We start from the raw sequence: 12697 nt of genomic DNA, 5'->3' as shown, positions 1-12697 counted from the left end.
GGCGGACGCGCTCGTCCGCCCCGCCTCCCCCCTCAGCGGTGGTGCTTCGGGTGGTGGTGCCGCTTCGTGCCGATCCGGTACTTCACCAAGGTCGACTCCGGCGCAGGCGGGCGGCCGGCGAACAGGTCCTCCAGCTCCGGGGACGCCGTCGCGTAGAGCGCGCCGCCGGCGTACTCGACCGACGTCGCCCACGGCAGCGGCGCGAACGTCTTCGGCGTCTTGCTGCCCCGCTTGAGCACCGAGACCCGGTTGCCGACGATCTCGGACACGTAGAGGTCACCGTTCGGGGCGACGGCGAGGTTCGTCGCCCCGAGGAACCCGCCTGCGACCTTCACGGTCCGGCCGCTGACCGGGTGGACCTTGTAGACCGCGCCGCGGGCACCGAGGCTCGCGTCCTCCGGGCCACCGGGCAGCAGGCTGACGTACAGCCACCCGTCGCGCCCCCACTCGACGTCCGTGGGGACCGGGTCGAAGTAGTACTTCAGCCCCACTGCGCAGTCGGGGAGACCGAACGCTGCGGCAAGCGCGGCGGTGAGGGTGATCGGCTGGCCCGGCATCAGCGCCAGCGTCGTGATCCGGCCGCTGCGGCTGATCCGCTGGATCGAGTTCGCCCCGGCGTCGGCGACGAACGTGGTGCCGTGCGGTCCGGGGAGGGTCGCGTACGGGTGCGGGTTGACGTCACCGGTGTACGTCGACGGCGGTGGGCCGGCGGGGTCGTTCGGGTCGGGGGTCGGCCACTGGGCGGCGCACGCGTCGCTGATGCCCCGGGCGCCGTACACGACGTCGCCGTCAGGGTTGTTCGCGATCTCGTACGCGCCGCTGTCGGCCAGCACCTTCACCGTGCCGCGCCGGTCGATCGACTTGATCCCGGTGAAGCCACCCGGCTCCTCCGGGTCGCCGGTGAAGCCGGTCTCGGCGAACAGCACGGTGCTGCCGGCGAGCGAGACGCCCCCGACCTCGGCGCCGCCCGAGCTGTAGAGGTCGGTGCGGGTCCCCTTCTTGGAGGTCCGCGTCAGGGTGCCGGCGAAGTTCTGCGTCACGTACGCCGTGCCGTCGGGCGCGATCGCCGAGCTCAGCGCGGTGAACAGGGTGTCCGCCACGGTCGTGGCGGTCGGTGGTTTCGGCGGCTTGTGGCCGCCGTGCGCCTGCGCGGGCGCAGTCGTCAGGCCGAGCGCGAGAGCGACTGCGGCACCGGCGACGAGGACAGGTGCTCGTCTCATGGAGGTTCCCCCCGTGGGTGGTGAGGGTCGCCCGAGATCGACCGGTGGACAACCCCGCCAGGCTGGCACGGCCCACCGGACGCCCGCCGGAGGTTGCACAACTCAGTCGGCGTCGCTCAGTCGACGGTGCGCGGCAGACCCGCGCCGTTCTCCTGCACCCACTCCGCGGCGCGGTCCTCGCGGACAGCGCCCCACAGGTCGCGGCCCTTGTCGCGGTCGAGGTAGACGACGCTCTGCTTGCCCTCGCGCCCGGTGCCCTTCACCGGCACCGTCGTGAAGGTGACGTCGCCGGCACGCATGTCGCGCAGCGAGAGGAGGAGTCCGCGCATGTCGCCGGTCGTCCACTCCGCGTCGACCGTCAGGTGCTTGGTCACCGCGTCGAGCACGCCGTACAGCTTCGTCGGGTTGGCCATGGTCTCGCCGGAGAGGGTCTGGCGCATGAGGGCCCGGAGGAAGTTCTGCTGGCGCTTGATCCGGTCGAAGTCACCGCCGGCGAGACCGTAGCGCTGCCGCACGTACAGCAGGGCCTCCTCACCGTCCATCTGGTGCTCGCCCGCCTCCCAGGTCTTGCCACGAGCGGAGTCACGGACCGTCTCGGGCACCGTGATGGTGACCCCGCCGAGCTCGTCGGTCAACGCCTCGAAGCCGTCCCAGTCGATGATCGCCAGGTGGTCGACGCGGAGGTCGGTCAGCTGCTCGACGGTCTCCACCGCCAGCGACGGACCGGCGAACGAGAACGCCGCGTTGATCTTGTTCTGGCCGTAGCCCGGCACCGTCACCCAGGAGTCGCGCGGGATCGAGACCAGCGTCGCGTGCTCACGGTCGCTGTCGATGTGCAGCAGCATGAGCGAGTCCGTGCGCTGCTGGCCGGGCAGCCAGCTCGGCGCAGCGGCGTCGTCGCCGGTGGTGGGCTCCTCCGAGCGGCGGTCGGTGCCCATCAGCAGGATGTTGACGCCCTCGCCTTTGGAGGGGGCCGGGCGGCTCTCCAGACCTGCGAAGGCGTCGTCGACGCGGTCGACCTGCCCGACGAGCCGGTCCTGCAGGTACCAGGCACCCGCGACGAGCACGAGCCCGAGCACGACGAAGCAGACGCCGAGGCCGATCAGGACCCGGCGAAGGGTCCGGGGCTTGCGGCGTTCGGTGTCGGACCCCTCGGGCGGGGCTTCGGTCGTCCGGGTATCCATGGCGGTCTCAGCGTACGTGGGCAGGGGCTGACGGACAGCCGAACACTACAGATCGACCTCGTCGCGCACGAACGCAGCGACCTGCGCGGCGAGCTCCGGCCGGCAGACGAGAAGGTCGGGGAGCCAGGGGTTCTCGCGGTTGTACTCCAGGGGCTTCCCGTCGGCCCGGCTCGTGTGCAGACCCGCGGCGCGGGCGACCACGACCGGTGCGGCGGAGTCCCACTCGTACTGGCCGCCGGCGTGGACGTACACGTCGGCGACGTCACGCACGACCGACATGACCTTGACCCCGGCCGACCCCATCGGCACGAGCTCGGCGCCGATCCGCCCGGCCAGCTCCTGGACGAACTCCGGCGGCCTGCTGCGGCTCACGGCGATGCGCACCGGACCGTCGGCGCGCGGCCCGACGCGACGCGGCTCCGCGGTGCTGAACGTCTCGCCGAGGGCTGGCTGGGCCACCGCACCGGCGACCAGGTCGCCGTCCTCCCAGAGCGCGACGTGCACCGCCCAGTCGTCACGCGGCGGCTCGGAGAACTCCCGCGTGCCGTCGAGCGGGTCGATGATCCACACCCGACGCGCCGACGTGCGGGCCGGGTCGTCGGCCGCCTCCTCGCTGAGCACCGCGTCCTCGGGCCGGTGCTCCGCGAGCAGCCGGGCGAGGACGGCCTGGCTCGCCTGGTCGCCCGCGTCCTTGAGCGCCCTGCCCTCGAGGCCGCCCTCGCGGACCTTCAACAGCTCGGCACCGGCCTGCTCGGCCAGCCAGGCGGCGAGCTCGTGGTCGTTCGTCGACGTCATGGGAGCCATTGTCGCGGGGCCGTCCTGTGGAGGGTCACCGGCCCGACCCGGTCTGTGCAAACGCGCGACGGCCGGACCCCACAACGGCGAGACTCGTGAACGCGTGCCCTCCGAGCGAGGGACGTCACGCAGATCCTGGGGGAACACCATGCTCGCCACCCGTATCGCACCACTGGCCGCCGCCGCCACGCTCGCGCTCGGCGGAGCGCTCGTCGCCGCACCCGCCCACGCGGACTCGATCCATCCCGACCGCATCGTCGGGACCAACCCGGCAGACCACACCCCGCACGTCCTGAACGGCCAGGTACGAGCCGTGGCCAAGGTCGGCAACACGATCGTGCTCGGCGGGAGCTTCACCCAGGCACGCAACCAGAACGAGTCGACCGTGCTGTCGCGAGCCAACCTCCTCGCCTTCGACGCGACGACAGGACGGATCAGCACGTCGTTCGTCCCCAACCCCAACGGCATGGTCTACGCCCTCGTCCCCGCCCCCGACGGGCGCAGCGTCTACGTCGGCGGGACGTTCTCGAGCATCTCCGGCGCCGCGGCGTCGAACGTGGCCCGCGTCGACGTGACGACAGGCGCGCGCGTCAGCGGCTTCACGAGCCCGACGTTCAACGGTCAGGTCCGTGCGCTCGCGCTGGACGGCAACCGCCTGTGGGTCGGCGGCAAGTTCACCCACGTCGGTGGCGTGGCCCAACGTGCGCTCGCCACGATCAACGCGACCACCGGCGCGCGCGACGCCTTCATGGGCCTGTCGATCGCCGGCCAGAACAACGGCGGCGCCACGTCCGTCCTCCGCCTCTCCAAGTCTCCGACCGACTCCAAGATCGTCGGCGTCGGCAACTTCATGACCGTCGCCGGCCAGTCGCGCCCGCAGATCGTCATGCTCCGGACGTCCGGGGCGTCGGCCACGCTCGCGGACTGGCAGACGAACTTCTACGAGCCCCGTTGCTCCAGCAGCTTCGAGACGTACCTGACCGACGTCGACTTCTCGCCGGACGGCTCGTTCTTCGCGGTGTCCACGACCGGGGCGTACGGCGGCAGCGTCCGGTCGTGCGACACCGTGGCGCGCTTCGAGTCCGAAGCGACCGGCACCGGCCTCGCGCCGTCCTGGAAGGCCTACACCGGCGGCGACACGACCTGGTCGGTCACGGTGACCGACGACGTCGTCTACGCCGGCGGCCACCAGCGCTGGCAGAACAACCCGTTCGCCGGTGACCGTGCCGGGCAGGGCGCCGTGTCCCGTCCAGGGATCGCCGCACTCGACCCGACGAACGGCCTTCCGTACCAGTGGAACCCGACGCGTACGCGGGGTGTGGGCGTCTTCGAGATGCTGCCGACGCCCGAGGGGCTCTACGTCGTCTCCGACACCGACCGGATCGGCGAGTACGAGTACCACGGCCGTGTGGCGCTGATGCCGCTCGCAGGCGGCAAGGTGCTCCCGCAGATCGCTGCGGCCACGCTCCCTGCCCAGGTGTACCGCGTGGCCTCGGGCGGCTCCCAACCGACCCGGCGCAGCTTCGACGGCGCCGCCGCGGGTCCCTCCGCGAATGCTCCGGCGGGGTCGGTGGCGTGGAACCAGTCGGTCGGTGCCTTCATGGCGGGCGGCGTCCTCTACACCGCGCTCAGCGACGGCAGCCTCACCAAGAGGACGTTCGACGGGACGAGCTACGGCGCGGCCTCCGCGGTGAACACGGCCGACCTGCTCGTCCGGATGGCGACCTGGCACGACACGGAGATCCCGCGCATCACGGGGATGTTCTACGACCGTGGCCGCATCTACTTCACGCAGTCCGGGTCCTCGCAGCTGCACTACCGCTACTTCACGACCGAGAGCGACGTGGTCGGCGCTGCCCGCCTCGTCGCGAGCGACAACGTCTCCGGGATCGACTTCTCCCAGGTGCGCGGCATGTTCGTCGCCGGCGGCGCGCTCTACTGGGCGAACGCCAGCGGCACGCTCCACCGGACGGGCTGGCGCCAGGGGGCCCAGTCGGGTGCCCCAGTGGCGGGCACCACCACTCCCGTCTCCGGCCCGGGGATCGACGGGCAGACCTGGTCGTCGCGGGTGCTGTTCCCGTACCAGGGCAACACCCCGCCTCCCGTCCAGGCCCCGACCGCGGCGTTCACCGCGTCGTGCGCGGCGTTGACCTGCACGTTCGACGCGTCCGGATCGACGGGGTCGATCTCCAGCTTCGCCTGGCAGCTCGGCGACGGCTCCACCGCAAGCGGGGTCACTGCCACCCGCACGTACGCGACGCCGGGTACCAAGACCGTGACCCTGACCGTGACAGGTCCGACGGGCCTGACCTCCACGTCGACGCGGACGGTGTCGGTCACCCAGCCCGCGCCGACGAGCCTGTCCTTCGTCGGCAGCGACGCGACCACCGGCAACCGGACCGCGCACCGCGTCACGGTCCCGTCCTCGGTCCAGGCAGGTGACCGGCTGCTCCTCTTCATGGCCGCGAACACGACCACGCCCTCCTACACCGGCCCGGCGGGCTGGACGTCCGTCACGACCGCCGACTCCGGCGGCACCGCCGGGCGAGCCTGGACGAAGGTCGCCACCGCGAGCGACGCCGGGAGTGCGGTGACGGTCCAGAGCAGCGCGTACGCGAAGTCGAGCCTGGCCGTCAGCGCCTACCGCGGGGCCAGCGCCACGGCAGCCCCCGCTGCCGTGGCGATCGACTCCGGAGGCACCAGTCACACGACGCCGTCGGTGCCGGTGAGCAACCCGTCCAGCTGGGCCGTCAACGTCTGGGCCGACGAGTCGAGCGCGACGACGACGTGGAGCGGCGTTCCTGCCGGTCAGGCCGTACGGGCGACGACGGTCGGCACGGGCAACGGCCACACCTCGCTGGTGCTGACCGACAGCGCCGGCGCGGTCGGCACCTCGACCGCGGGCGGCCTCGCCGCCACGGCTAACGCCACAGGCCGGGGCGTCACGTTCACCGTCGTGGTGCCACCTGCGTGACATCCGACCGGTATGTCCAGAACTCCCGCCGACGGGTGTGGGCTGGCTGTAGCATGAGGCGGTTCCCCCCGCCAGGAGGATGATCCCGTGCCCCAGGAACTCGGCAATGGGCCAAGGCTCGCATCGCTGAAGGCTTCGCTCCGACGCGGAGTCCCGTTGGCGATCCTCATCGTCCTGGCCGGTGCCGTGCTCGGCGGCTTCTACGGTGCGCAGCAGTCGCAGACGCACACGGCGGGCGCGACCGTCCTGATCGACCCCCTGGTCGGCAACCCGTTCAACCCCGAGGGACGCGGCGACGACCTCGTCAACCTCGAGACCGAGGCCCACCTGCTCCGGTCCGACGCGGTCGCCCGGCTCGTCGCGCAGGACATCGACTACACCGGCGCCCCTGCGGACCTCCTCAAGGGACTCAAGGTGACCGTCCCGCCCAATACGCAGATCCTCGACCTCACGTACGAGGCGCCGCGGGCCGAGGACGCCGTCGTCCGCGCGCAGAGCTTCGCCGACGTCTACCTCGCGTACCGGCAGTCGCGCGCCGACGCGCTCGTCGCGACCCAGACCGCACGGATCGACGACCAGATCACCAGCCGCAACGAAGAGCTGCGCGTGCTGACGCGGCAGCTGTCACGCACTCCGGCCGGCACGGCCAACTCCCGGCTGCTCACCGAGAAGGTCGAAGCCGTCTCCACCCAGATCAACCAGCTCCGCGCCCGGTCGGCAGAGCTGGCGACCGGGTCGCTCGACGCCGGCCAGGTCGTGACCCCTGCGTCGGTCCCGGGGACGGGGCCGTTCAGCCCCACGGTGCTGATGGCGGTGGTGGGCGCCATGGCGGGCCTCGTGGTGGCCGTGGTCATCGCGCTGGTACGGGCGCGGGCCGACAACAGGATCCACCACGTGGACGAGGTCGAGGCGCTCGATCTCGAGGTCCTCGGGTCGCTCGACGCCGAGAACCTCACCTTGGTCGCCGACCGGCTGGAGCACCCGGCTCAGGGAGTCGCGGCGGTGACCGGCGAGCTGCGCCGCATCCGGGTGGCGCTGCTGACGGGCGACCGCAAGCGTCCGTTCGTCCTCGCGATCGCGGCCGCCTCCGACTCGGAGGGGGCCGCCGCCTCTGCGCTCGCGATCGGGATGTCCATCGCCGCGTCGAACGTCTCGACCGTGGTCGTCGACGCCACCGGGCAGCCCAACGGCCCTTCCACGATCCTCCCGGACGCGACGGTCGGCATGAACGACGTGCTGTGGGGATCGGCCTCGGTCGACGACGCGCTCGCGCGGGTCGCCCCGCACCTCGACGTCGTCCCGCGCGGCGACGACGCGATGGAGGTCGACGACCTGTTCGTGGCCCCGCAGATGGAGGCGTTCGTCGACGAGCTGAGGGGACGCTTCGAGGTGGTGATCCTCGCGGCATCGACCCTCACCGACCCCCGGACCCGCGCGCTGGTCGCGCTCGCGGACGACGTCGTCATCGAGGTCGTCGAGGCCACGACGACGCACCGCGACCTCACCACGATCCCCGACGTCGTCCCGCAGGCGACGTCCCGGCTCGTCGGCTGCGTCTACCTCCGGCCCGCCAAGACTGCGCACCGGCGCCGGCGGTTGCGCAGGCCGTCGCCGAAGGACCCGTCGGGTCCGTCGAGCGGCCTCGCCACCGACACGGACGACGAGGACACGGCCGGCCCTGCGGACCGTGACACCCCGGTCGCCCGGACCGAGCCGAGCGCGAGCCAGTCCCGCTACCGCATCGTCTTGCGGGGAGGTGCGCGGCGCGTTCCCGTCTCGGGGTTCGGCGAAGGCGTATGACCGATCACGAAGCCCGCTCGCTGCGTGGTGTCGCCCGCGGCGGAGCGATCGGGATGGTCGGGGCGGCCGTCTCCGCCCTCAGCGGGTTCCTCCTGGTCGCGGTCATCACCAACACGTACAGCAAGCACGTCGCGGGCGTCTTCTTCTCGGCGACATCGATCTTCGTCGTCGCCAGCGCGGTGACGGCCATGGGCACCGAGGCCGGGCTCGGACGATTCCTGCTGCGCTTCGAGGCCACCCGCCGGTTCGCCGACGTACGCGTGGTCCTGCGCGCGGCGTTCGTACCGGTCGTGGTGGTGAGCGTCGTCGTCGGTCTCGCGATGGTGGCCGGGGCGCGCCCGATCGCCGACCTCGCCGGGCTCGGCGACGACGGCGCGGCGATCGTCGCGGTGCTGGGGGTCACGCTCCCCTTCGCCGTCGTGGGGAGCCTGTGCCTGGCGACGACCCGCGGCTTCGGCCAGATGCGATGGACGGTGTTCATCGACAAGATCTTCCGCTCGGCGGTGCAGCCGCTCGCGGCGCTGGTCACGGGCCTCCTCGGCCTGGGCATCCTGGCCCTGACCGTCGGCTGGGCGCTGGCGTACGTCCTGGCGGGCGTGGTCGCGATCGTGACGCTCCGACGCTTCTACCGGCGGCGCGAGGCGTCGTACACCGACTCCGAGCCGCCTGCGCCTCGGCAGGAGATCGTCGGTCAGTTCTGGTCGTTCACCTGGCCCCGCAGCGTGGCGCAGGTGTCCCAGATGGTCATCCAGCGCGCCGACATCATCATCATCGCCGCGCTCCTCGGGCCGGCCTCGGCCGCCGTCTACACCGCCGCGACCCGGTTCATGATGATCGGCCAGTTCGGCACGCAGGCGGTGCAGCAGGCCGTCCAGCCACGCTTCACCGACCTGATCGCGCGAGGGGAGCACGCGGCGCTCGGCACGGTCTTCCGCATCTCCACCGCGTGGAGCATGGCGATGGCGTGGCCGCTCTACCTGGTCGTCGGCTTCGCGCCGCACGTCTACCTGTCCCTCTTCGGCTCGGGCTACGCCGACGACGGCCGCACCGTGGTGCTCTTCATGGTGGGGGCGATGCTCTTCGCGGTCTTCTCCGGACCGGTCGACACCCTGCTGCTGATGTCGGGACGGAGCACGACGAGCCTGTTCAACTCGCTCGTCGCGCTGGCGCTCGACCTCGTGCTCTGCTTCGTGCTCATCCCGAGGATGGGCATCGCCGGCGCGGCGGTCGCGTGGACGGTCGCGATCGTCACCCGCTGCACGCTGGCCTTCGTCCAGGTGCACCGGATGTGGGGCATCAACCCGTTCTGCGTCCCGACCCTGATCGTGGCGAGCCTCAACGCCGTCTGCTTCGCCGCTCCCGTCGCGGTCCTCTCCCTCACGACCGATGCGGGTCTGTTCGCGCTGTGCGCCGTCGCGGTCGCCGGCGGGCTGGCGTACCTCGCCGGGCTGTGGTTCTTCCGGAAGCCCTTGATGCTGAGCACGTTCCGCGCGCTGCGTGCGCGACGCCCGTCCCCCACGCCGTCGGAGGTGGCCTCTCGATGACCGATGTGCTCTTCGAGGCGTGGCGGGGGCGGTACGCGGACAGCCCGCGCGCCCTCTCCCTGGAGCTCGCCCGGCGGTTCCCGTCGGTGCGCCAGCGGTGGGTCCACGACGGCGTGGCCGACCGTCCGCCGGCCCCGGTCGTGCGGCGCCACTCCCCCGCGTACTTCGCGAGGCTGCTCTCCTCCGACCTCGTGGTGTCCAACGACATCATCAGCAAGCACCTGGTCAAGGGCCCGGGTGTGACGTACGTCCAGACCTGGCACGGGACCCCGCTCAAGGTCATCGGGCTCGACGAGCGGGACTCCGCGTACGCGGGCGCGCAGGCGCACCGCGAGCGCATGCTGCGCGACGTCGCCAAGTGGGACATCCTGCTGTCGCCGAGTCCGACCTGCACACGGATCTTCCGCGGCGCCTTCGGCTTCGACGGCGAGGTCCTGGAGACCGGCTACCCGCGCAACGACATGCTCGTCGACGACGACGGGACGACACGGGCCCGGGTGCGGGCGAGCCTCGGCATCCCGGAGGACGCGACGGCGGTGCTGTACGCACCCACGTGGCGCGACGACGCGAAGAACGCCGACGGACAGTTCGTCCATCCGGTTGACTTCCCGTACGCCCGCGCGCTCGACGTGCTTCCGCCCGGCTCGGTGGTCCTCAACCGGCTCCACAAGAACGTGCACGCCCCGGCGGGCAGCGCCCACCCGCGCGTGCTCGAGGTCAGCGCGTACCCGGAGATCGCCGAGCTGTTCCTCGCCGCCGACCTCCTCGTCTCCGACTACTCGTCCGCGATCTTCGACTTCGCCGTGACGGGCAAACCGATCGTGCTGTACTCCCCTGACCTCGACCACTACCGCGGGTCGTTGCGGCCGTTCTACTTCGACTACGAGACGTGGGCCCCGGGGCCGGTCGCGCGTACGGCCGCCGCGCTGGTCGCCTTCCTCGAAGAACCCGCCGAGGTCGCGCGCACCTCGCGCGACCGGTACGCGACGTTCGTCGCGACGTTCTGCCCGCACGAGGACGGCCGGGCGAGCGAGCGGGTCATCGACGCGCTCGTCGCGCGAGGCGTCCTCAGTGCTCCGCGCGACCTGAGCGATCGCGCCAGCTGACCGGCCTGCCGAGCATCTGAGACAGCTCGTCGTCGAGGTCGGCGAACTCGGCTTCGAGACTGCGCCGCAGCTCGGCGGGCATGGGGTCACGCTGGCGGGCGTTCCACTGCTCGACCGCGTCCGGCGTCCACGCCGGCATCCCGAGCCAGGCGCAGAGGCGCGCGAACTCCTCCTGCGGGGTGTCGAAGAACCGGTCGGCGTCCATCACGTACACGCGGTCGTCGCCGACCGCCTCCTGGAGGCGACGGATCTGCGGCGCGTAGCGCCCCCGCGCCAGGTAGCCGTGGTGGCGGTGCTCGAAACTCTGGTACGACGGGTCTTCGACCAGACGCTGCTCCTCGCCGGCGAGGCGCTCGTCCTCGAGCTTCAGCGCCTCCTCGAACGGCTCGGTCTCGAACCCCCGGGCCAGCTCGTGCCGGTGCGCCGAGTACGCCCGCTCGACCGGGTCACGGACCAGCACGACCAGCCGGGTCCGGGGCAGATCGGCCGCGATCCGCTCTGCCGCCAGCGGGTGGAAGAGGTAGTAGCCGCTGCTCTCGAAGGTGAACGCCCGTCCGTGACGCGCGCGACGGTCGGCGAGGAACCTGACAGGGAAGTGACCGCGGTACCAGCGACGTCCACGTGCGTAGTGCAGGTCGAAGTAGCCGATGCCCTTGGAGAGCGTGGGACGCACGACGTCGGGGTGCTCCGACAGCACCCGGTAGAGCGTCGTGGTCCCGCACCGCTGTGCGCCCACGATGATGAAGTCGGGCTCCATCCGCCAGCGCGAGGTCGCGGTGCCCCAGAACGTGGCGGCCCGGCGTACCCACCGACCGAGCGACGCCGGCATCGCGTCACGGACCCGGCGCACCAGCTGACGTGACGTCTTCATCGGGACTCCTCCATCGAGTCGAGCCAGTCGTCGAGGGCGTTCGCCATCAGCTCGGCCCGGTCGGAGACGAGGTGGCCGCCGATCCTGTGGACCGACTTCTGGTAGCGCACCGTGATGGTGGCGAGGTAGGTCGCCGCGAGGACGGCGTCCGGGGACCGCCGGTCCTCGCAGGCCGGCCTGCCCATCACCAGACCGGCGCGCACGTGCGGGATGCTCAGGCCGTGGGCGCGCGTGTAGGTGTTGACGCCGTAGTGGAGTGCGTCGAGCCCGAGCGGAACGCCTGACTCGAGCCGCTCGAAGTCCCACAGCTGCGTCCGGCGGTGCGCGCGCGCCATGTTCCACGGGGTCCAGTCGCCGTGCCACGTCGCCTCGACGAAGGGGGTGTCGTCGGCGTACGGCGCGAGGCGTTCGAGCGAGCGCGACAGCACCGCCTGCACCTGGCTCGCCGGCAGCTGCGCGACATCGGCGGCCAGCCCTGCCCACACCGGCATGTCCGCCAGAGGGCGGACGTCACCGGGACCGAGCGCCCGACCGAAGGAATCCATCAGGGCGTGGGGGACGTGCCACTGGGCCTTCGGGCGCTGCGCGAAGGCCGTCCGCAGGGCGGTCATGGCGAGGACGGTCATCCCCTGCCACTCGCCGAGGTGCAGAAGACGGGGCACCTCGAACGTCGGCGGCAGCGGCGACGACCCCAGGAGGCGCAGCGACTCCGCCTCCGCGGTGACGTCAGCCCGGGAGACCTCGGTGACGCCGAGCTTGACGAAGGCCAGCGAGCGTCCGTCGGTGTCGAAGACCTGGAGGACCGGCTTGCGGTTGGCGCGTGCGGTGCCGACCCCCAGGCTGAAGACGACCGACTCCGCACCGAGGATCCCGGCCAGGTGGTCGGCGAGGCCGCCTGCCTGGTGCGGGGCCACCGACAGCCCGTCCGGCAGGAACCTGCCGGCCCCGACCCGGAGCGCAGCCGCCAGACCGAGGCGGCCCAGCGTCTCGCGCGCCGAGAGCGAGGCACTGAACCTCATCATCGACCAGGCCGCCGCGCCGTTCGGGGAGGCAGGGACGAGGAGTCGCGGGGAGCGGCGGTTCGGGACGTAGAGGTAGTCGCGGGACCCGTCGTGCCGCGCGGCGACGGTCACGGCCGCACCCGGGGCGGCGAGCTGTTCGGCGCACGCAGCCAGCGCTGCACCGGCGTCGTCCGACATCGCT

Annotated in this window: 9 protein-coding genes; 4 read left to right on the top strand and 5 right to left on the bottom strand. The window is 72.0% G+C overall.

What is annotated here, in order from left to right:
• Positions 1–32 precede the first annotated feature (32 nt).
• The 3 genes from NYZ95_RS03130 to NYZ95_RS03120 all read right to left on the bottom strand — a co-directional run bounded on the left by NYZ95_RS03130 (position 33) and on the right by NYZ95_RS03120 (position 3199).
• Positions 33–1220: a ScyD/ScyE family protein gene (locus NYZ95_RS03130; RefSeq protein WP_262848574.1), complete on the bottom strand. Its 1188-nt coding sequence runs from the start codon at positions 1218–1220 to the stop codon at positions 33–35.
• A 116-nt stretch (positions 1221–1336) separates the two neighbouring features.
• The gene (locus NYZ95_RS03125; RefSeq protein WP_262848572.1) at positions 1337–2404 is read right to left on the bottom strand and encodes an LCP family protein; all 1068 of its coding nucleotides are present in this window, start codon (positions 2402–2404) and stop codon (positions 1337–1339) included.
• A gap of 45 nt (positions 2405–2449) precedes the next feature.
• The gene (locus NYZ95_RS03120) at positions 2450–3199 is read right to left on the bottom strand and encodes a 3'(2'),5'-bisphosphate nucleotidase CysQ (RefSeq protein WP_262848570.1); all 750 of its coding nucleotides are present in this window, start codon (positions 3197–3199) and stop codon (positions 2450–2452) included.
• 148 nt (positions 3200–3347) lie between these two features.
• On the opposite strand from NYZ95_RS03120, the gene NYZ95_RS03115 reads away from it, so the two are divergent.
• The 4 genes from NYZ95_RS03115 to NYZ95_RS03100 all read left to right on the top strand — a co-directional run bounded on the left by NYZ95_RS03115 (position 3348) and on the right by NYZ95_RS03100 (position 10623).
• Entirely contained in the window at positions 3348–6173 is a 2826-nt protein-coding gene (locus tag NYZ95_RS03115) for a PKD domain-containing protein (RefSeq protein ID WP_262848568.1), read from the top strand.
• Between the two features lie 156 nt (positions 6174–6329).
• Entirely contained in the window at positions 6330–7973 is a 1644-nt protein-coding gene (locus NYZ95_RS03110) for a hypothetical protein (RefSeq protein ID WP_262848566.1), read from the top strand.
• Positions 7970–9517 (top strand): lipopolysaccharide biosynthesis protein, encoded by a 1548-nt coding sequence (locus NYZ95_RS03105; RefSeq protein WP_262848565.1) that lies wholly within the window; start codon positions 7970–7972, stop codon positions 9515–9517. Before NYZ95_RS03110 ends, NYZ95_RS03105 begins: the two co-directional genes overlap by 4 nt.
• The gene (locus tag NYZ95_RS03100) at positions 9514–10623 is read left to right on the top strand and encodes a CDP-glycerol glycerophosphotransferase family protein (protein WP_262848563.1); all 1110 of its coding nucleotides are present in this window, start codon (positions 9514–9516) and stop codon (positions 10621–10623) included. Before NYZ95_RS03105 ends, NYZ95_RS03100 begins: the two co-directional genes overlap by 4 nt.
• On the opposite strand, the gene NYZ95_RS03095 is transcribed toward NYZ95_RS03100, so the two are convergent.
• Both NYZ95_RS03095 and NYZ95_RS03090 read right to left on the bottom strand, forming a co-directional pair.
• Positions 10586–11494 (bottom strand): sulfotransferase family protein, encoded by a 909-nt coding sequence (locus NYZ95_RS03095; protein WP_262848561.1) that lies wholly within the window; start codon positions 11492–11494, stop codon positions 10586–10588. The two genes, NYZ95_RS03100 and NYZ95_RS03095, sit on opposite strands and share 38 nt — an antisense overlap.
• Positions 11491–12693, bottom strand: a complete 1203-nt coding sequence (locus NYZ95_RS03090) for a hypothetical protein (protein ID WP_262848559.1) — start codon at positions 12691–12693, stop codon at positions 11491–11493. The genes NYZ95_RS03095 and NYZ95_RS03090 overlap by 4 nt, the downstream gene beginning before the upstream one ends.
• Positions 12694–12697: the final 4 nt, after the last annotated feature.

This window comes from Mumia quercus (assembly GCF_025506335.1).
Taxonomy (GTDB): domain Bacteria; phylum Actinomycetota; class Actinomycetes; order Propionibacteriales; family Nocardioidaceae; genus Mumia; species Mumia quercus.
This window is presented reverse-complemented; position numbering and strand designations above follow the sequence as displayed.